The sequence below is a fragment of the Collinsella sp. LCP19S3_F2 genome, from assembly GCF_052121015.1.
Taxonomy (GTDB): domain Bacteria; phylum Actinomycetota; class Coriobacteriia; order Coriobacteriales; family Coriobacteriaceae; genus Collinsella.
This window is the reverse complement of record NZ_JBQKFA010000005.1, coordinates 125,983-144,777: the sequence shown is the minus strand read 5'-3', so window position 1 is coordinate 144,777 and position 18,795 is coordinate 125,983. Positions and strand designations below refer to the sequence as shown.

Sequence of the window (18,795 nt, the reverse complement as noted above, 5' to 3'; positions counted from 1 at the left end):
CCGATCTCCTCCGGCACCTTTACCCTCGACCAGTCGTACCCTTCGAAGGTCTTGGGGACCGGGAACTTGGCCCGTTTCAGCAGCCGCCCCCTCCTGCTCTCCTCTCTCCAGATTAGCTTTTTGCCGCTATCGCTATCACACCTCATTATTATCCCGCCCGCGTTATACGTCGCCTAGCTATTAAACCCATTGAACTTGAGGTAGCTCATCAGGTACGCCTTCGATACAAAAGACGAAACCGCACTGCGTACGAGCAATGACTCGCGCGTAACCTGATGTGCGGTATCGGGCACGGGAGTCTGCTCAAGGGAAAAAGCCGCACGAATCGATGCCTCAAGTTGATCGACTACATAATCGAAAGCCGTCGGAGCGTCGTAGCTCAAGCGCTGAATATTAAAGAGCGCCTGAACCGCAGCGATGGGCAGCACCTGCTTAAAGATACAAATGGCAATGAGACGCGCAATCTGCTCGCGGCCATACTGCTTTTTAACCGGAGCAGGAACGAGGCCGACCTTTACGTAGTTATTGATCATCGAAGGCGTGATAACGGGCTGCTCTACGCAAATCGAAAGCGGCTCCATCCACAGTGCAACATATTCAATAACCTGATCACGATAGAGTGTTACGTTGGGCAGCTGGTCATAGCGTGGCAGGCTCAACGCATTGAGTTTACCCACCATATCGGACTGAATAAATGCATCCGGCAGCACCGTCGGCTGAATATCCTCCGGCTTAATGCTGACCGATGTATCGGACATCGGGATAACATGTTTGACGTGGTTCATAAGAGGCCTCCGTTCGTTTTCTATATTGTATTCTAGATTATCTAGTTTTGCATACCACATAGCGGCTAAGTAAAAGTGGTTGGACAGCACATTGGCGCACCGTCCAACCACTTTGTATAAAGATAGCAACCTTACATAAGATATATTATCGTACTTATCCTCGTAAGAAGGCGTATGCGCTGGTAGCCGCTATGGCTCCGTCCGAAACGGCGGTCACAACCTGGCGTAAACGCTTGGAACGGATATCGCCGGCAGCAAACAAACCCGGCGTGCGCGTGGCCATCGAGTCGTCGGTAACGATACCGCCGTCAGGCGCCAGATCCACCAGATGCTGTACAAGCTCAGTATGGGGTTGTGTTCCGGCAAAGACAAAGATGCCAAACGAACCTGGATCGAAGGACTCGGAATAGGTATCACCAGTGGCGTTGTCCTTAAACGTGATAGTTGTAGGCATAGCCTCGCCCGATAGCTCCACAATACTAGTTTGGTACCTAACCGAAATATTATCTTTAGCGAGTACCTTTTGAACCACGCCATCGGGAGCACGGAACTGATCGCGGCGCAAGACGATGGTCACGCTGCTGGCAATTTCTGATAAGAACAGGGCTTCCTCGCAGGCAGCATTACCGCCGCCAATGACAAAGACCTGTTTGCCACGAAAGAACATGCCATCGCATGTGGCGCAATACGAAACGCCGCGACCGCGATACGTATCCTCGCCAACAAAACCAGCAGAGCGCGGCGTGGCGCCCATACAGGCGATAACACTCGAGGCCAGCGTATCGCCCGTATCGTGATGCACCGTAAACAGCGCCGCATCCGCATCGTAATCGATACCCGTCACCATGCTCCATGCAACCTGTGCTCCCAGGCCCTCTGCATGTTGCTGAAAACGCTCGCCGAGTTCGGCACCGCTCAAGAGCGGAATGCCCGGATAGTTTTCGACCTCATTGGTTGTGGCGATCTGTCCTCCCGACATGCCCTGTTCAATCACGGTCGTCGTTAGATTGGATCGCGCAGCATAAATGGCTGCAGCATAGCCCGCTGGGCCGCCGCCGATAATCGCAACATCGATCGGCTGATTGGTAGTCATGGAGTGTCCTCTCATCGAAACATTGGCGTTCTTTGCGCTCATACCCAAATTTAGGAGAACATGACAGTCATGCACTACAATGATACGTTGCGAAACAACGATGAAGGGGAGTTATCGATGGATCAAACGCAGATGGGCAACGACGCTCCCCTGCCCACGCAAAGCGCCCCTCAATCGGAGCAATTGATGCCGTCACCTGAACAAAAGCCCTTAGTGACCATTGTCCACGCATCGGTTGGTTCGGGACACAAGGCGGCAGCCAACGCTATCGCACAAGCATTCGAGCTTATACGCGGCACCAAGGGAATACCGCAGGATGTCGAGATTGAGGTCTTGGATATCCTCGATTTTGGACGCATAAAATTCGACGGCAACAAAACGGCCGCATCGTTTACCGGCGCTACACGCCCAATTTATGACTTGACCTGGCGATATACCCTTACCGGACACCTGCTTTGGGGCGGCGGCACGGCGTGGTCGCGCATTATGTTTCCCGCATTTAACGAATACGTTCGCACTCGTAGGCCTATTGCCGTGGTCGCCACACATATCACGGCAGCCAACGTTGCGGTTGGTGCGCGCGTCATTACGGGCATCGACTATCCCGTCATTTGCGTGCCGACCGATTACGAAGTCGAGGGCTGGTGGCCCCATAAGGACACTGACTTATTCTGCGTGGCAAACGAGTTTATGGCCGAGACGCTCCGCCCACGCAAGGTTCCCGAGGCAAAGATACGCATTACGGGCATCCCTATTCGCGCTGGATTTGACACGGATTACAATCGTGAGGAAGAACTCGAGAAGTTCAATCTCCCTATCGACAGGACCATTGTGCTGGTAATGGCCGGCGCCAGTTTACCTCAACCGTACGTTCGCTTTCGCGCGGCGATGGACCAAACCCTCCCCTTCCTCCGTAGCTTCGAGGACATGCACTTTGTCTTTTTGCCGGGCAAGGACACGGAATACGCCACGCGCCTGAAAACGCTCTTCGAAGCCATGAAACTCGAAAACGTCACGGTCCTTGACTATGTCGATGACATGGCAGCGCTCATGCACGGCTGCGATCTGGCAATTCTCAAATCGGGCGGACTCACTGTTACCGAATGCCTGTGTGCACACCTGCCGATGATTCTGTTGGGCAAGTCCTATGGCCAGGAAAAGGCCAACACCACCATGCTCACCGACTTGGGCGCCAGTATGCATGTCACCACCGCACGCGAGCTCATTGTGACGCTGCGCCATCTCCACGATCATCCCGAGTCGCTCAAGGCACTGCTCATCAATGGCGAAGTGCTACGCCGTCCACACGCGGCCGAGGACATCGCCATCGCAACCATGGAACTTACAGGCAAGCCCCAAAAGCGCAAACGAGCCTTCTGCCGCTTCTACTGGGGCGGAAAACCAGCCCATATCCGCTAGGGTCTTAATGTCCGCTTACCCGTGGGAGGCCCCTATATATCATCCCGTGCTCAAACATTCTCGCTTCGCTGCGAAACTGCGCGTGGGACGATATATAGGGGCCTCCCGCGGGTAAGCTGCGTTTACGTATTAGCAGCTATACCAGATTCCCCACCATTAGAATCTGCAAAGGCAAAGCCGGAAAATTCAAATGTAGTAAGCCAATGCGACAAAGGGACTGTTCCTTTGTCGCATTGGCTTACTAGAATGTAAATATTTTTCAAGCGAGTAGCCGCCCGCCCGCCTATCACACATATCGTTCCACGCGCAGTTTCGCAGCGAGCGAAGCGATGCGAGAATGTTTGAGCATGGAATGATATGTGTGAGAGGCGGGCGGGAGGGATACGAGCGCCCCCGCGAGAATGTTTGAGCATGGGATGATATATAGGCGGGTCGGGCCGGTCAGCGGACAGTACGTAAACGACTAAGCGACGCCGCTAGAACCGAAACCGCCGGCTCCTCGGTCGGTTTCGTCTAGTTCGTCTACCTCCACGAGATTGACCGTGGGAACTTCTTGGATGACGAGTTGAGCGATTCGGTCACCCTTGTTGATCTGGATTTCATTGGATGGATCCAGGTTGATAAGGATGACTTTAAGCTCACCTCGATAGTGGGCGTCTATAAGACCGGGCGTGTTGACTATAGACAGACCCTGCTTAATAGCCAGGCCACTGCGAGGCTGAACGAAGCCAGCGTATCCATCGGGCAGCGCGATCGCAAGGCCAGTAGAGACCAAGCGTCGCTCGAAGGGCTTAAGGGTACAGTCCTCATTGGCACGGAGATCCAAACCGGCATCTGTGGGATGGGCGTATTTGGGAAGCTCGATCGTAGGGTCGAGACGCTTAATGTTGACTGTAATGTTGGACATAAAATCACCTTAGCTTGTCGAGCTCTTGCAAAAACTCATCGATGTCTTTGAAATCGCGATAGACCGAGGCAAAGCGAATGTAGGCCACCTTGTCGATCTTGGCCAAGCGCTTAAGCACCATATCGCCCAGGTCGTGGGACGTAACAGCCGTCAGCGTACGGGAACGCAGCTCCACCTCGATGTCATCGATGAGTTCATTGAGCTTTTTCGTGTCGATGTCGCGCTTAATCGTAGCGCGCATTAAGCCGACCAGCAGCTTATTGCGATCGAACCGCTGCTTTGACCCGTCAGATTTGATGACCTCGATGGGGTCTTCGCATCGCTCGAATGTTGTGAAGCGATAGTTGCACGAACAACATTCACGACGGCGTTTAATGGTGTTATTAGATTCCTGCATACGGGAATCGACAACACGGGTATGTGCATTGCCGCATCTGGGACAGCGCATGGTACCTCCCTCAAAAACGATAACAAGGGTACCATGTGCCGGAGTTTAAATCTTACGAACGCGCAGGAACTTTAAGAACGTCACCCGCATCGAGTGACCCATGCTCCAGATGATTGACACTGCGAATCATGTCAGAAGTCTCCTGTGTAGAAAGACCGTCAACGGAATGCTCCTGAGCAAGCGACCACAGGGAATCGCCAGACTGAACACGGACGGTCTCATAGGTAACGTTAGATGCCGACTCGGCATATGCGGCGTGACGAGCGCTGAAGATCGAGGTAGCAAGTACAAAGAAGAGCGTGAGCGCAACGGCCAGGGCGACAATCGTCGAGGCCTTCAGAGGAACGGGGGCCGAAGTCGTGGCGACGCACTGGCTGCGGACGGGCTTGCCAGGCAGTGTTTGAAAACCAGATCGGCCGCCTTTGACAACCGTGAAAGCCGGCGCCGCAGGCGTCTCGAGCTTAAGGGCTAGGTTTCCCTGGACCATATCCGTTGCATTCATCATGTTCTCCTCTCGCGTTTTTTGACGAGAACTGTTTTATCAAGCCGCGAGGACAAAAAATTCTAGCGCGGGAACGAGTGTTCGGTTATTATTATCTTCGAACAGTTGTTCCTGTCAAGCAAACATAGAACATTTGTTTGAGTTAGGTAGAGAGGAATCCCTGATGGCTCGCAAAATTACCAAGCGACAGCAGCAGATTTACGACTTCATCAAGGAGTATCAGCAGGAAAAGGGCTATCCGCCCAGCGTGCGTGAGATGGCTTCGGCTGTGGGTCTTTCCTCCCCTAGCACCGTACATGCACATCTCTCCGCACTGGAAGCACGCGGCCTGCTCAAACGTGACGCCACCAAGCCTCGTGCCCTAGAGCTCTTTGACGAGGACGGAGCCTCCGTCTCCATCTCAAAGTCCGATGAGCCCACGGCACCCCGCGGAACCGTATCGCTACCCCTCGTGGGCCGTGTCGCCGCGGGGATCCCCATCCTTGCCGAGCAGAATATCGAGGACACCTTTACCATCCCGACCGAGATCGCAACGGACCAGGGGTCTTTTATCCTCGAGGTCCACGGCAATTCGATGATTAACGTCGGTATCCTTAACGGCGACTATATCATCGTTCGCGAACAGAAGAGCGCCATGAATGGCGAGATCGTTGTGGCCATGATCGATGGCTCCGCAACGGTCAAAACGTTCTACAAGGAGCAGGGACGAGTTCGCTTGCAGCCCGAAAACGACACCATGGAGCCCATCTATGCGACAAATCCGACGATCCTGGGCAAGGTTGTTGGATTGATGCGCCGGTTCTCGTAATGCAAAACCGCATCACGGTCTTTGATACCATTCGCGGATTTACCATGCTGTCGATGGCAGGATTTCATGCTTGCTACGATCTTGCCTATCTTTATGGTTGGGATATGCCGTGGTTTACTCAGACCATCTTCCAAGACATCTGGCGTGCCAGCATCAGTTGGGTATTTTTGTTTATTGCCGGCTGGATGTGCACCCTCTCGCGCAACAACATCAAGCGTGCCGTCAAATATGCCGCTGCCGCTTTTGTTGTATGGGTCGCGACGACGCTCGTCTCAGTCGATGACTCGGTGAACTTCGGCATCATGTTCTGCATGGCGGCCTGCACCGCCATTGTCGCGCTCGCGCGTCCGGTGATCGTTAAAGTGCCGTCGGTATGGGGTATAGCAATTTGCCTCACACTTTTTGCCCTTACCTGGAGCATTCCTAAAACGGTTTATCCTATCCCCTATTTAGCTTGGCTGGGTTTCCCAAGTCCAGACTTTGTCTCTGGTGATTACTATCCAGTCATACCATTCTTATTTATGTACCTTGCAGGCTTCTTTGCCGCCCACACGACTCAGGAAGCAAACTATGAGGCGCCGGGATGGGCCTATGCGAATCCCATCCCGGCGCTCGCAAGTCTCGGGCGCCATGCGCTGCCGTTCTACCTGCTTCATCAACCGGTTATCTTGGGTGTACTGGAGCTGATTTACTCTGTTCGATAACACTCGAGACGCGGTGCGATACGGGCTGGAAGCTTTGCCACAATACGAACGCCGTCCTCGAGGTATTCCTCGTGCAGAAGGGTTCCCTGTTCGTGCACAAGCGTGATTAACGCGCCCTCTCGATACGGGATATCGGCCGAGAGCAACACGTCCGTAGCGGCCGCTTCACGAGCGATGCGATCGACTAAGTCATCAAGGCCCTCACCCGTCTGAGCCGAGAACAATACCGCCTCGGGATAGCGCCGGCGAAAGCTCAAGCGGTCGACGCTATCGAGCAGATCGATTTTATTGAACACGGTAAGCGTCAGGCGCTCACCGGCACCAATCTCGTCAAGGACACGATCAACCGCCTCAAGCTGACGCCCGTAATCCTCATCGGAAGCATCCACAACTTTAAGAACCAAATCGGCGCCGAGCACCTCGGAAAGCGTAGATTTAAACGCGTCGACCAGGCCATGGGGCAGCTTTTGAATAAAGCCAACGGTATCAGTGATCGTCATGCCACGGCCACCGGGTAAACGATACGAACGCGTCGTAGGATCGAGCGTGGCAAACAGCTTATCCTGCGAAAGTACCGTGGATCCCGTCAATCGATTAAGCAACGTCGACTTACCGGCATTGGTGTAGCCAGCCAACGCCACGCGAAACGCCGGCGATTCAATACGGCTTTTCGATTGCACATCACGACGTTGTTCTACCTGTTTCAATTCGCGGCGAAGCGCAGCGATCTTATCGCGAATCAGGCGACGGTCGACCTCGAGCTGACTTTCGCCCTGGCCAAAACGCGATCCAATGCCGCCACGCGTCTGTTCCTTAGCAAGGTGGCTCCACATACCTCGCAGACGAGGCAGCAGATACTGCAACTGAGCCAGCTGCACCTGTAAGCGACCCTCACGCGTCTGAGCATGCAGGCCAAAGATATCCAAAATCAACGCCGTACGGTCAATAATCTTGACCGGTTCGCCCACGGCTTTCTCAAGATATGACTGCTGTGAAGGAGTCAAGTCGTCGTCGAAGATTACAACATCCGCATCCATACGATGCACCAAACCGCATAGCTCATCGACCTTACCGGAGCCGATAAACGATTTGGGATAAGGTTTGACCAGACGCTGAGACAAGCGTGCCACGCATTGGGCTCCAGCAGTGTGAGCCAAGCGCTCGAGCTCGTCGAGCGAACGGTCGAGCGGCCAAGCGTTATCGCGCCACTCAACACCAACCAAGACGGCACGCTCAGGTTCAGGCGCCGTGGGAACCAAGGGAAAACGCGCCATTAGGCAGCCTCAATACGACGGTAGATATCATCGACGACCTCATCGATCGTAAACTCATCCATATCGAACCACACGATGCGATCGTCACGCTTAAACCAGGAAAGTTGGCGCTTGGCATAGCGACGTGAGCGCATCTTGATAAGCTCGCGGGCCTCATCCATGGTAATAGCGCCTCGCAAGGCATCGATAATCTCTTTGTAACCGATTGCCTGCATCGACGTGAGTGCATCACCCAGGCCCTGGTCCATAAGGCCACGGACCTCATCAACCAGCCCCTGCTCAAACATAAGGTCGACACGCAGGTTAATGCGCTCATACAGCACTTCACGGCTACGCGTCAGACCAAACCACAAGGCATGATAACGCTCACGTGGAACGCTGAATTTCGACTTCTGCTGGGCATACGACACACCGTCATCGTGCATCTCGAGCGCACGGATCACGCGGCGCACGTTATGAGGATGAATCACGGCAGCGGATTCCGGATCACGCTCGGCAAGCAGGGCATGCATAGCTTTCTCGCCAATACGCTCGGCAAGCTCCTGATAACCCGTGCGACGTTCGTCCTCGAGCTCTCCCGAAGGAAAATCCATTTCATCGAGTGCAGCCTTAAGATACAAGCCCGTGCCACCGCAAAAGACCGGAAGCCGTTGCTCACCAAGCAAACGCTCGATATGCGCCCGGGCATCAGACTGATAGAGCGCAGCAGAATACGCGACGCCCGGGTCCACGATATCGACAAGACGCAGGGGCACCGAGCACTCCTCGGGCATCATCTTGGCCGTACCGATATCCATACCGCGATAGATTTGCATCGCGTCACACGATAACACTTCAGACGACAGACGAGAGGCCAGGCGGTCGGCAACATCACTCTTGCCGACCGCCGTCGGACCGACGATCGCTACGGCAGAAAGGTTTGTGCCGGGGAAAACCATTAGCGAGGCTCACCCACAACGGAGCCAGACAGATACCACGTCTTGGCGACATCCACATCGACGTCGACGATTTTGCCGATAAGCTGATCGATGCTATAGCCAGCGGGAATCGGCGCATGCACTGTCTGGTTCTTAGGACTTTTACCAAGAAGGACAGCGTCGTTTTTCTTGCTCGTGCCCTCAATAAGTGCAGGCACCACGGTGTGAAGCTCGCCCTGGTTATACTCGTATGCCGTCGTCTCGATAACCTTGACCAGACGGTTAAAGCGCTCAAGGATAACCTCATGCGGGGTGGGATCATAGATCTCAGCTGCCGGGGTACCGGCGCGCTTGGAGTAAATAAACGTGTAGGCCTGGGCATAGCGCACCGTCTCGGCAAGCGAGAGCGTCTGCTCAAAGTCTTCCTCGGTCTCGCCCGGGAAGCCCACAATGATGTCGGTCGAAAGCGCAATTTCGGGCATACGGTTACGAATGCGATCGACCAGGCCCAGATAATCCTCGCGCGTGTACCGACGATTCATCTCTTTAAGGATACGCGTGGAACCCGACTGGACTGCTAGGTGAAGCTGCGGCATAACGGCAGGTGTCTCGGCCATAGCATCGATGGTCTCGGAAAGCAAATCCTTGGGGTGCGAAGAAGTAAAGAAGATACGCTCGACGCCCGTATCACCCACGGCGCGCAGCAGGTCGGCAAAGCGCGGCTTGCCAAAGAGATCGCGACCGTAGGAGTTAACGTTTTGTCCCAGCAGCGTAATCTCGCGCACACCCTGACGCACCAGACCCGTCACCTCGTCGACAATCTCCTCGAAGGGGCGGCTCTTCTCGCGACCACGGACGTACGGCACGATGCAGTACGTGCAGAAGTTGTTGCAGCCCGTCATGATGGGAACCCATGCATGATACTGCGTCTCGCGATGCCACGGCATACTCATGGCGTCCGTATCTTCATGCTCATTCGTGCGGATATGGCGCTTGCCATCCATAAACGCCTCGGCGATAAGCTCCGCCACGTGCGCAATCGAATGCGTACCAAAAATAACGTTGACGTTATCGACGTTGGTGAGCAGGCCCTCGCCATCGCGCTGAGCGATGCATCCACCCACGGCGACCACACGCTTGCCCGAAGGAGAAGGAGGAAGACTCTTGCAGGAATTGCACTGACCGTACAGGCGCGTATCGGCAGCCTCGCGCACACAGCACGTCATGAATACGACAATATCGGCATGCTCCGGATCGAGCGCCATAAGACAGCCGTAGGAATCGAGCAAACCGCTCACGCGCTCGGAGTCGTGCTGATTCATCTGGCAGCCGAATGTGCGGATAAAATATGTTTTACCGGCAAGAATATCGCGTACGAAGCGCTGGTCCATGAGCTTACATCCTAACGATGATATCGACGGGGCACAAAGGTGCTACAAACGTGCGAAAACTCGCTTACGCAACAGGCTTAACGTCGTCCATGACGACATTGTCCATAGCAGCCCGATTAATCTGGTGAACGTAGATAGAGAGACGGATTGCCGTGCGAGACTCCCCGTTAATGAGGATGTCAGAGAACACCGGCGCACAAGAGACATCAAAGCCAGTCGGAATCAAAAAACCTCGCGCAATGGCAACGGCCTTTATGGCCTGGTTGACGGCGCCGGCACCGACGCACTGAATGTTGACGGGAACGCCATCTTTGACCATACCGGCAATGGCGCCGGCAACGGACGCGGGCGATGATTTGCTTGATACCTTCAGGCAATCCATGAAGAAACTCCTGCGTTTAAAAGTACGTTTTAACTGCAATAACTGTATCGTACCGAGCGGACTCGGTAAAGATGCTACTCCTCTTTGGCAAGATCGAACGTCACGGTGATGCGATCACGTGAAACGCGAATCTTAGGGTCGCCGCACAGATTGAGGTAATACCGGGCGGCAAGGTCATTGAAGTCGCGCTCGACAGCACGCGAAAACTGCGCCATGTCATCCTTGGCAATGCGGAGGCCTCGACGGTCCTTGGCAAGATCGACTGGAGCCGGCAATTGCGAGGTGGAATCGCGCTCGCGCAGCAGACGCGCGCACACACCGCGAACGGGCTTAATCTGTCCCGAAAGAATACGGTGGGCAGTACGCTCGGACATCTCGAGACCCAGCCCGGAGCAAATCCGGATAAAATCCTCGGCATCCGAAGCGAGACCTAAACGATCGATAACCGGAAGCTCACACTCGTCATCGATAAAGAGCAGGCGTGACGTATCGAGACGACTGGAAGCCTGGGCGTACAGGGTCGCCGCGATCTCGGACGGAGAGCCCAGATACACGTCGCAGTCGCGCAGCTCCTCAAGGGCAAACTCGCAGGCTGCGCGAATGATGTTGTGAGGACCGCGAGCGCATACATAGCGGCCGTCTTCGTCTTTAACCGCCTGAGGCCAGCTCGACTGGTCGGCGCGCTCAGCCAAGCGATCGGTATCAACGCACACCTTAAACGCTGAGCCCAAATCGACGCCCGATGTAACAACGCGTGCCTCATCGGTGTTCTGCTTGATAGAGAACAGCGCCATACCACGACCGTGAACACCCCAACGGTCCATCTTCATGCTCTCGAGCTTGGAGGTGACACGGGCATCGAAGATACGCTCCTGCATATCCTGCGGCACACCCGAACCGTTATCCAGGAAGAGGAGGGTACGAACACCCTCCTCCTTGGTCGTGGCTAGATAGACCTTATCGGCTCCGGCATCGCGAGCATTACGCAGCATCTCGATGACAATGTCCTCTACATGCTGAATGTCATGCTTGGCCTGACGGCGCTCGGCCTCCGAAACGCGGAGGCGGACATACCCCTCGCCAAGGTTTTCCTCGACGCGAAGGTTGCCCTCCCCCGACATCGACGCGATAAATGAGATGAGCTCGTTCGCGTCGTTCATGTTATTTAGCGATATCGACGGCACGGCTCTCGCGAATCACGACAACGCGCACCTGACCGGGATACTCCATCTCTTCCTCGATCTGATGGGCGATATCGTGCGCAAGCACCGTGGACTGGGCATCGGAAATCTTGTCCGGCTGAACCATGACATGGACCTCGCGACCGGCCTGCATAGCATAGGTACGCTCGACGCCGTCATGAGAGTTGGCAATCTCCTCGAGCTTCTCAAGGCGCTTGATGTAGCTCTCGGCCGACTCGCGACGGGCGCCGGGACGAGAAGCGGAAACAGCATCGGCAGCCTGGACCAGAACGTCGAGCACCGTGTTGGGGTCGACATCGGCATGATGGGCCTCGATTGCGTGGACGATAACGGGCTTCTCGCCATAACGGCGGGCAAGCTCGGCGCCAATCACAGCATGCGGACCCTCAACGTCGTGGTCGATGGCCTTGCCCAGGTCATGCAGAAGACCCGCGCGCTTGGCGGTCACAACATCCAGACCAAGCTCGGAGGCCATGATGCCGCACAGGTCGGAGACCTCAAGTGAGTGCTGTAGCACGTTCTGACCAAACGAGGTGCGGTAGCGCAGAGCGCCCAGGGTTTTGACGATCTCGGGATGCAGGTCGTGGATTCCGGTATCGAAGGCGGCCTGCTCGCCGGCTTCGAGCACACGCTGCTGAACCAAGTCAGCGGCCTTGTGGTACATCTCCTCGATGCGGGCGGGGTGAATACGACCGTCGGCAATGAGGTTCTCGAGCGCCACGCGGGCGGTCTCACGACGGACCGGATCAAAGCTCGAAAGCACGACAGTCTCGGGGGTGTCGTCGATCACAAGGTTGACGCCGGAAACCTGCTCGAAAGTACGGATGTTACGACCCTCGCGACCGATGATGCGGCCCTTAAGATCATCGGAGGGAATATGAACGGACGTGACGGTGACCTCGGCGGTATGGTCGGCGGCACAGCGCTGGATCGCCAGGGAGAGAATCTCCTGAGCGGTCTTGTGGCACTCGGCGCGGACCTGTTGCTCGGACTCACGGATGATGGTGGCCGCCTCATGGGTAACCTCGCCGCGGACCTTATCGAGCAGCTCCTTGTGAGCATCCTCGCGCGTAAGGTCGGCAATACGCTCGAGCTCGGAGGTCTGCTTGGCGCAAAGCTCCTCAAGTTCGCGAGAGCGCTTCTCGACCTGACCGGCCTGGCTGGACAGCTGATGCTCGCGCTTATCGAGTGCATCGTTGCGTCGGTCGAGCGATTCCTCGCGCTGCATCACGCGATTTTCGAGCGCGCGAATCTCGCTCTTACGCTGCTTGTCCTCGGCCTCGGCGGCCTGTTTGTTCTTGATGATCTCTTCCTTAGCCTCGAGCAGAGCCTCTTTTTTGAGGGTCTCGGCCTGACGCTTAGCATCACCGATCAGGGACTCTGCCTGCGCGTGTGCCGACTGAATCTTTTCTTCGGCCTCGTGAAGACTACCCTGCTTGGCGGTGCGCATGTAGGCAATGGCGACGATGGCACCCAAAACAATGCCAACGAGCGCTGCAATGATAGTCGGCATGCTCACTCCTTTTTATGGATTCGTTACACAACAAAGCGAACCGTCCATACGAACGGCTCGCGACATTTGAGTAATATGGGCGCAGCTTATGCGGGTCGGATACAGATAAACATATAAACAAACTCATCGCAGATGAGCACATATCACAATGCAAATGACAGTAATTATCCTACGTTGAACCGCAACAACTGTCAAATTGACGCACCCAGCACGGCGCCTATCGAGCGGTGAACGGCAGGAGCGTAACGTGCGCATGCTTAAACATCGCATTTCTCGCTTAAGGCATCGAGGCGCGCCTTAACGGCATCCGCGGCAATGTGATAGGAAAAGCCCTTGCCCATCAAAAATCTGACGAGCTTTTCGAATGCACGTGCCTCGGGAACGCGACGCTTAGCGAGCAAAGCCGATGCGCGAGCCAAGTCGTCATCCTCGGCAAAATAAGCCTCGGGATACCCTGGAATCTCATCAAGTGCAACATGGCGACGCTTGAGTTCAGTCTCGATTTTGCGCTGTCCCCAACCACGACGCTTACGCTCCTCGATAAAGTACGAGCAAAAGCGGTTCTCATCTAAAAAACGATACTCGATGGCACGATTGACGGCAAAGTCGATCGCGGGCTGTCGAAAGCCATAGCGCGCCAACTTATCGCGCACCTCGCCCGTAGCATGATCACGACGCGAAAGCATCTCGGTCACCATGGTGAGCGCACATTTGCATTCGATAAGCTGCACCGCCTCGCGAAAGTCATCCCAGTCGCAGGGAAGATCGAGACGGTTCTGAACGTACACACGTGCCACACGCACGGGAATCCAAATGGATCGTTCAAAACCGCCCTCCAGATCGCAATCGATATGTGCACAGGGCTTTTTAGACGCATAACCGCTCGAGAACGAGGAGGCCGTCTTCTTATCCGGAAAAACGACCCTAGCCTCGGTCACCGTATACGACATGTCGCCATCCGTTACTCGTCGTCATCGTCGAGCATCGCGGAGCCATCGATGGCATACAGCTCGTCAAACTCCTCGGGGGCGGGCTGATCGGTCAACTCAACCTCGGAGGGGGCATCATCGTCATACTCAAGACCGCAGGCAAGGCGAACCTTGTGCTCGATCTCGTCGGCGCAATCGGGATGCTCGCGCAGGAACGTCTTAGCGGCCTCGCGACCGTTGCCGAGTTTGTCCTCACCATAGGCAAACCAAGACCCCATCTTTTTGCATATGCCGCACTCGACAGCCATATCCAGAATCGAGCCCTCTTTAGAAATGCCGGTGCCATACATGATGTCAAATTCGGCCGAGCGGAACGGAGCAGCCACCTTGTTCTTAACGACCTTGGCACGTACGCGATTGCCGATAACCTCGTCCTTGAGCTTGATGGTATCGATTTTGCGAATATCGATACGCACGGAAGAGAAGAACTTGAGTGCGCGGCCGCCTGTGGTGGTCTCGGGGTTGCCGAACATGACGCCGATCTTCTCGCGCAATTGGTTAATGAAGATGCAGGTTGTGTTGGACTTGGCAAGCGAGCCGGCGAGCTTGCGGAGCGCCTGACTCATCAAGCGAGCCTGCAGACCCACCGTCGTGTCACCGATCTCGCCCTCGATTTCGGCACGCGGAGTCAAAGCGGCAACAGAGTCGACGACGATGGCGTCGATGGCACCGGAACGCACAAGCATGTCAACGATCTCGAGCGCCTGTTCACCCGTATCGGGCTGGGAAATCAGCACCTCGTCGATATCGACGCCGATGCGCGCGGCGTAGGTGGGATCAAGTGCATGCTCAGCGTCGATAAAAGCCACGACACCGCCCATGGCCTGCGCCTCTGCAAGAATCTCGAGCGAAAGCGTTGTCTTACCGGAGGACTCGGGCCCATAAATCTCAACGATACGGCCGCGCGGCACGCCGCCGATACCCAAGGCGGCATCGAGCGCCAGAGAGCCCGTCGGAATAGCCTCGACCTCGAGCTCGGGACCGCCGTCGCCATACCTCATAATAGAACCCTGGCCGAACTTCTTCTCGATCTCGGCCTTGGTAGTGGCGATCATCTCGTCGCGCTCTTTACCCGTCGTGCGCGTATGAACGGTACGTACGGGACCTGAATTCTTGGCCATGAATAGCCCTCCTCTTAACAACCTGAATCGATGATAAACGAACGGCTGTTCGTGGTCAACCGTTCAGGTTCATCATATGCACCCGTCCATTCCAAAACCCGACCAAACGCCGACCAAACGCCGACCAAACGCTTGACCATGCCAATCGCAAATACGAGTGCTCGTACAAATTAAAGACATGTGCCAGCGCAAGCGCATTCCTTGCCAAAGGTCCCTATCTCCACAATTAAGGGGCCCTAAGGCCCCTTAAAACACGTCTATTCCATGGAATTGAGCACGCGGACAATGCGCTCCAAAGCCTCAGCGACCGCATAGGCGCGGACGCACGACCGATCACCCTCGTAGTGACAGCGCGCAGACTCAACGACCGTCGCTCCCCCATCGGCCGCGCGATACGCCCAGCCGATATAGAACGTGCCGGCGGGGTCTTGCTCGGTACCGCCGCCGGGCCCAGCGTAGCCCGTTGCGCTCACGGCGACATCACTCTGATAGAGGTCCAGCGAGCCCGCGGCCATCTCACGCGCCGTCTGATGCGACACGGCGCTAAACCGATCGAGCGTTTCCCGCTCGACGCCGAGCACGCGATGTTTGATCTCATCGCAGTAGGTCACCGCACCGCCACGAAGCACCGCCGAGGCACCCGGGATATCGGCAATCGTCGAGGCGATCATGCCCGCCGTCAGCGACTCCGCCGTCGACACCGTCACGCCACGGGCACTCGCGCGCTCGACAATATCGCGCGCCAGCTCCTCGTTGTTTGCGGCGATCTGCAAATAAGGCTCCGTCATACCCACCAGGACCTAGACCGAAAAGACGATCTTACGGCAGTTCCAGAAGTACTGGGCACCCGAGATAATGGTCAAAATGACGGCGATGACGTACAGGAAGCGCGACACCGAATAGACACCGAGCAGCAGCGACGCCGGCCCCAGCTGAAGACCGGCCATCGCAAAGACGCACAGATAGCCACAGATGGAGACCATCGTGGTCGCCGTCTTGTACTTGCCGAGCTTATCGGCGGCAACGACCACACCGGCAGCACTCGCGACCATGCGAAGTGCGCTCACCAACAGCTCGCGAAACAGGATAATGAACACGGACCACACGGTCACCGCACCAAAATCCAAGAACAACAGCAAGGCCGAGAACACCAGCAACTTGTCGGCGATGGGGTCCAAGAACTTGCCGAAATCGGTGATCTCGTTGCGTGAGCGCGCCAGATAGCCGTCGACCTTATCGGTGCACGACAGGATCACATACAGAATGAAGGCAGCGGCGGCGAGCGGGCCGTCGAAGGTGCTCCAGTCCGTACCGGCAACGCCCCCGTGAGACAGGGCCGAGACGATCATGAACACCGGAATAAAGACGATGCGCACGCACGTCACGATGTTGGCGGGCGTCCAAACGCTCGTCAGTTCCTTATTGCTCTCGTTTGCCACGACGCTCTCCTACTCCACAACATGGCCGATAAGCTCATAGCAGAAGCTATCGGTAAACTCGACGGTCAAAATATCGCCCACGGACGCCTCGCTGGCGTCCAGATGCACCGCGCCATCGGAATCGGGCGCCTGGAACCAGGCATGACCGATCAGCTCGGCGCCGTCCTCGGTCTCCTCGATACCGTCGACGATTACCTGGGCGCGCTCGCCCACATGGGCCGCTGTGGCGGCAAAACCCAGCGACTCGGCCAGATCCATGGCCTCCTGGGCGCGCTCGAGCTTGACCTCCTCATCGACCTGGCCCTCCATATTGGCGGCCAGGCTGCCCTCCTCCCGCGAGTAGGCAAAGACGCTCGTATAGTCAAAGCCGACGGTGTCCATAAAGTCGATAAGATCACGGAACTCGTCGTCGGTCTCGGTCGGAAAGCCGACCATGGCCGTGGAGCGAATCACGATGCCGGGAATACGATCACGGAGATCGCGGAACAGTTCCTCGAGCTCCTGACGCGAACCGGAGCGACGCATGGCCTTGAGGATGCGCGCGTCGCAGTGCTGCACGGGGATATCGATATACGGCAATACCTCGGGCGTATCGCGAATCGTCTCGATAAGCTCGTCGGTCATGCCCTCGGGCTGCAGATAGAGCACACGAACCCAGACGTTGTGCGGGCGTACAGCCTCGGCGACGGCGCGCAGCAGCTGAGCCAGATTGCGCGGTGAAGCCTCGGCGGCGTCCTCATCGGCAAAGTCGGTGCCCCAAATGCCCGTGTCCTGGCCGATCAGCACGATCTCGCGCACACCGCCGGCAACCAGGTCGCGCACCTCGGAGATAATGCTTTCGGCATTGCGCGAATGATAGCGACCGCGAATGTAGGGAATCATGCAGAAGCTGCAAAAACGATTGCAGCCATCGGAGATCTTGACGTAGGCGACAGCGCCCTCGACGGTACGCTTGACCTGCGGGATATAGGCAGCGATTTCACGCTCCACACCAAGAACGCCATCGATGACAGAGACGATACCGTCTTCCTCATCGGCCTTCACAAATGCCGCGACCTCGGGCAGCTCGTCGGGCAGGTCGTCGCCGTAACGAGACGGCACGCAACCGCACATGACAATGGGGCAGGAGCGAACGCCGTCCTGCACCTCGTTAGCGAGCTCGAGCGTGGTCTCGATGCTCTCAGACGTCGCCGAGGTAAGAAACGAGCACGTATTGACAATGGCGATATCGGCATCCTGAGGATCGAATGCCTCCTCGTAGCCCGCAGCGGCCAGCAGCGAACGCATGCGGTCGGTATCGACCTCGTTCTTGGCGCAGCCAAGCGTGATATAGAGTACGGAACCCAACGGAGTATCCATGTTGGAGAGCGGTCCTTTCGAGTAAATTAGCGGTAGTTGGTAAACTGCAGCGGCTGGCCGTAGTCCTGGTCGCGCAGGAACTGAATCACCGTCTGTAAAGCGTCCTTAGAAGCCGAGGAAACGCGCAGCTTATCGGCCTCGATGGTCACCTTGACCTTAAGCTTTTGATCCTTGATGTCTTTATTGATCTTCTTTGCGGTCGCCTGGTCGATGCCCTCGACGATATGACCGAGCACGCGCACGGTACCGCCCGAAGCCGCCTGCGGGGCGTCCCAAGAGACAGCCTTGAGGTCGATACCGCGCTTGATGAGCTTGGAGCTCAAAACATCGATGATCTGCTTGGAGACAAAATCGGCCGGAGCGTTAATCGTAAAGAGCTTGTCGCCCTTCGAAAGCTCGATGGTGGCGCCGGAGTCTTTAAGGTCATAGCGCTGGGAAATCTCGCGGGCGGTCTGCTGGAAGGCGTTATCGACCTCCTGCATGTTAACCTCGGACACAACGTCGAAGCTGGAATCTTTAGCCATGGTTCTTCCTTTCGGTAC

General features: G+C 56.2%; 20 protein-coding genes. 3 read left to right on the top strand and 17 right to left on the bottom strand.

Features of this window, described 5'->3' with window-relative positions; all coding sequences use genetic code 11:
- Positions 1–173: 173 nt before the first annotated feature.
- Complete coding sequence (locus tag ACTQX9_RS06185; RefSeq protein ID WP_427726793.1) at positions 174–785, bottom strand: DUF1836 domain-containing protein; 612 nt, start codon at positions 783–785, stop codon at positions 174–176.
- Positions 786–939: 154 nt separating this feature from the next.
- On the bottom strand, positions 940–1,878 hold the full coding sequence (locus ACTQX9_RS06180) for an NAD(P)/FAD-dependent oxidoreductase (RefSeq protein WP_441540775.1): 939 nt from the start codon (positions 1,876–1,878) through the stop codon (positions 940–942).
- 117 nt (positions 1,879–1,995) lie between these two features.
- On the opposite strand from ACTQX9_RS06180, the gene ACTQX9_RS06175 reads away from it, so the two are divergent.
- The gene (locus tag ACTQX9_RS06175; protein ID WP_441540774.1) at positions 1,996–3,297 is read left to right on the top strand and encodes an MGDG synthase family glycosyltransferase; all 1,302 of its coding nucleotides are present in this window, start codon (positions 1,996–1,998) and stop codon (positions 3,295–3,297) included.
- 463 nt (positions 3,298–3,760) lie between these two features.
- Here the strand turns inward: ACTQX9_RS06175 and dut are convergent, their stop codons facing one another.
- Genes dut through ACTQX9_RS06160 form a run of 3 tightly spaced genes read right to left on the bottom strand, consistent with a single transcriptional unit; the run spans position 3,761 to position 5,157 of the window.
- Positions 3,761–4,204, bottom strand: coding sequence for a dUTP diphosphatase (gene dut, locus ACTQX9_RS06170; protein WP_427717456.1), 444 nt, complete (start codon positions 4,202–4,204; stop codon positions 3,761–3,763).
- Positions 4,205–4,208: 4 nt separating this feature from the next.
- On the bottom strand, positions 4,209–4,652 hold the full coding sequence (nrdR, locus tag ACTQX9_RS06165) for a transcriptional regulator NrdR (RefSeq protein ID WP_154516361.1): 444 nt from the start codon (positions 4,650–4,652) through the stop codon (positions 4,209–4,211).
- 52 nt (positions 4,653–4,704) lie between these two features.
- A complete protein-coding gene (locus tag ACTQX9_RS06160; RefSeq protein WP_441540773.1) occupies positions 4,705–5,157 on the bottom strand; it encodes a LysM peptidoglycan-binding domain-containing protein in 453 nt (150 codons plus the stop codon).
- Positions 5,158–5,317: 160 nt separating this feature from the next.
- On the opposite strand from ACTQX9_RS06160, the gene lexA reads away from it, so the two are divergent.
- Together lexA and ACTQX9_RS06150 are read left to right on the top strand one after the other, a co-directional pair.
- The gene (lexA, locus tag ACTQX9_RS06155) at positions 5,318–5,962 is read left to right on the top strand and encodes a transcriptional repressor LexA (RefSeq protein WP_427717464.1); all 645 of its coding nucleotides are present in this window, start codon (positions 5,318–5,320) and stop codon (positions 5,960–5,962) included.
- The gene (locus ACTQX9_RS06150; protein ID WP_441041340.1) at positions 5,962–6,666 is read left to right on the top strand and encodes a heparan-alpha-glucosaminide N-acetyltransferase; all 705 of its coding nucleotides are present in this window, start codon (positions 5,962–5,964) and stop codon (positions 6,664–6,666) included. The genes lexA and ACTQX9_RS06150 overlap by 1 nt, the downstream gene beginning before the upstream one ends.
- Here ACTQX9_RS06150 and hflX read toward each other — a convergent pair.
- From hflX to ACTQX9_RS06090, 12 genes are all read right to left on the bottom strand, one after another.
- Positions 6,651–7,940, bottom strand: coding sequence for a GTPase HflX (gene hflX / locus ACTQX9_RS06145; protein ID WP_441540772.1), 1,290 nt, complete (start codon positions 7,938–7,940; stop codon positions 6,651–6,653). The two genes, ACTQX9_RS06150 and hflX, sit on opposite strands and share 16 nt — an antisense overlap.
- On the bottom strand, positions 7,940–8,878 hold the full coding sequence (gene miaA / locus ACTQX9_RS06140; protein WP_441540771.1) for a tRNA (adenosine(37)-N6)-dimethylallyltransferase MiaA: 939 nt from the start codon (positions 8,876–8,878) through the stop codon (positions 7,940–7,942). Before miaA ends, hflX begins: the two co-directional genes overlap by 1 nt.
- Entirely contained in the window at positions 8,878–10,248 is a 1,371-nt protein-coding gene (gene miaB / locus ACTQX9_RS06135; RefSeq protein WP_441540770.1) for a tRNA (N6-isopentenyl adenosine(37)-C2)-methylthiotransferase MiaB, read from the bottom strand. The genes miaA and miaB overlap by 1 nt, the downstream gene beginning before the upstream one ends.
- Positions 10,249–10,312: 64 nt before the next feature.
- Positions 10,313–10,630, bottom strand: a complete 318-nt coding sequence (locus tag ACTQX9_RS06130) for a stage V sporulation protein S (protein WP_118079896.1) — start codon at positions 10,628–10,630, stop codon at positions 10,313–10,315.
- Between the two features lie 74 nt (positions 10,631–10,704).
- The gene (locus tag ACTQX9_RS06125; protein ID WP_427795683.1) at positions 10,705–11,790 is read right to left on the bottom strand and encodes an ATP-binding protein; all 1,086 of its coding nucleotides are present in this window, start codon (positions 11,788–11,790) and stop codon (positions 10,705–10,707) included.
- Between the two features lies 1 nt (position 11,791).
- Entirely contained in the window at positions 11,792–13,345 is a 1,554-nt protein-coding gene (gene rny / locus ACTQX9_RS06120; protein WP_441540769.1) for a ribonuclease Y, read from the bottom strand.
- Between the two features lie 257 nt (positions 13,346–13,602).
- Positions 13,603–14,295: a regulatory protein RecX gene (locus ACTQX9_RS06115; protein ID WP_154516334.1), complete on the bottom strand. Its 693-nt coding sequence runs from the start codon at positions 14,293–14,295 to the stop codon at positions 13,603–13,605.
- A gap of 11 nt (positions 14,296–14,306) precedes the next feature.
- Entirely contained in the window at positions 14,307–15,455 is a 1,149-nt protein-coding gene (gene recA, locus ACTQX9_RS06110) for a recombinase RecA (RefSeq protein ID WP_154516331.1), read from the bottom strand.
- A gap of 257 nt (positions 15,456–15,712) precedes the next feature.
- Positions 15,713–16,228, bottom strand: a complete 516-nt coding sequence (locus ACTQX9_RS06105; protein ID WP_441540768.1) for a CinA family protein — start codon at positions 16,226–16,228, stop codon at positions 15,713–15,715.
- Positions 16,229–16,255: 27 nt separating this feature from the next.
- On the bottom strand, positions 16,256–16,804 hold the full coding sequence (gene pgsA, locus ACTQX9_RS06100; RefSeq protein ID WP_427793554.1) for a CDP-diacylglycerol--glycerol-3-phosphate 3-phosphatidyltransferase: 549 nt from the start codon (positions 16,802–16,804) through the stop codon (positions 16,256–16,258).
- A gap of 99 nt (positions 16,805–16,903) precedes the next feature.
- Positions 16,904–18,253, bottom strand: a complete 1,350-nt coding sequence (gene rimO / locus ACTQX9_RS06095) for a 30S ribosomal protein S12 methylthiotransferase RimO (protein ID WP_427748025.1) — start codon at positions 18,251–18,253, stop codon at positions 16,904–16,906.
- A 26-nt stretch (positions 18,254–18,279) separates the two neighbouring features.
- Positions 18,280–18,777 (bottom strand): YajQ family cyclic di-GMP-binding protein, encoded by a 498-nt coding sequence (locus ACTQX9_RS06090; RefSeq protein WP_118079877.1) that lies wholly within the window; start codon positions 18,775–18,777, stop codon positions 18,280–18,282.
- Positions 18,778–18,795: the final 18 nt, after the last annotated feature.

What these genes read in the sequence shown, in the direction of transcription:
- ACTQX9_RS06185 (WP_427726793.1), bottom strand. Translation starts at nt 785, where the DNA reads ATGAACCACGTCAAACATGTTATCCCGATGTCCGATACATCGGTCAGC.
- ACTQX9_RS06180 (WP_441540775.1), bottom strand. Translation starts at nt 1,878, where the DNA reads ATGACTACCAATCAGCCGATCGATGTTGCGATTATCGGCGGCGGCCCA.
- ACTQX9_RS06175 (WP_441540774.1), top strand. Translation starts at nt 1,996, where the DNA reads ATGGATCAAACGCAGATGGGCAACGACGCTCCCCTGCCCACGCAAAGC.
- dut (WP_427717456.1), bottom strand. Translation starts at nt 4,204, where the DNA reads ATGTCCAACATTACAGTCAACATTAAGCGTCTCGACCCTACGATCGAG.
- nrdR (WP_154516361.1), bottom strand. Translation starts at nt 4,652, where the DNA reads ATGCGCTGTCCCAGATGCGGCAATGCACATACCCGTGTTGTCGATTCC.
- ACTQX9_RS06160 (WP_441540773.1), bottom strand. Translation starts at nt 5,157, where the DNA reads ATGATGAATGCAACGGATATGGTCCAGGGAAACCTAGCCCTTAAGCTC.
- lexA (WP_427717464.1), top strand. Translation starts at nt 5,318, where the DNA reads ATGGCTCGCAAAATTACCAAGCGACAGCAGCAGATTTACGACTTCATC.
- ACTQX9_RS06150 (WP_441041340.1), top strand. Translation starts at nt 5,962, where the DNA reads ATGCAAAACCGCATCACGGTCTTTGATACCATTCGCGGATTTACCATG.
- hflX (WP_441540772.1), bottom strand. Translation starts at nt 7,940, where the DNA reads ATGGCGCGTTTTCCCTTGGTTCCCACGGCGCCTGAACCTGAGCGTGCC.
- miaA (WP_441540771.1), bottom strand. Translation starts at nt 8,878, where the DNA reads ATGGTTTTCCCCGGCACAAACCTTTCTGCCGTAGCGATCGTCGGTCCG.
- miaB (WP_441540770.1), bottom strand. Translation starts at nt 10,248, where the DNA reads ATGGACCAGCGCTTCGTACGCGATATTCTTGCCGGTAAAACATATTTT.
- ACTQX9_RS06130 (WP_118079896.1), bottom strand. Translation starts at nt 10,630, where the DNA reads ATGGATTGCCTGAAGGTATCAAGCAAATCATCGCCCGCGTCCGTTGCC.
- ACTQX9_RS06125 (WP_427795683.1), bottom strand. Translation starts at nt 11,790, where the DNA reads ATGAACGACGCGAACGAGCTCATCTCATTTATCGCGTCGATGTCGGGG.
- rny (WP_441540769.1), bottom strand. Translation starts at nt 13,345, where the DNA reads ATGCCGACTATCATTGCAGCGCTCGTTGGCATTGTTTTGGGTGCCATC.
- ACTQX9_RS06115 (WP_154516334.1), bottom strand. Translation starts at nt 14,295, where the DNA reads ATGTCGTATACGGTGACCGAGGCTAGGGTCGTTTTTCCGGATAAGAAG.
- recA (WP_154516331.1), bottom strand. Translation starts at nt 15,455, where the DNA reads ATGGCCAAGAATTCAGGTCCCGTACGTACCGTTCATACGCGCACGACG.
- pgsA (WP_427793554.1), bottom strand. Translation starts at nt 16,804, where the DNA reads ATGATCGTCTCGGCCCTGTCTCACGGGGGCGTTGCCGGTACGGACTGG.
- rimO (WP_427748025.1), bottom strand. Translation starts at nt 18,253, where the DNA reads ATGGATACTCCGTTGGGTTCCGTACTCTATATCACGCTTGGCTGCGCC.
- ACTQX9_RS06090 (WP_118079877.1), bottom strand. Translation starts at nt 18,777, where the DNA reads ATGGCTAAAGATTCCAGCTTCGACGTTGTGTCCGAGGTTAACATGCAG.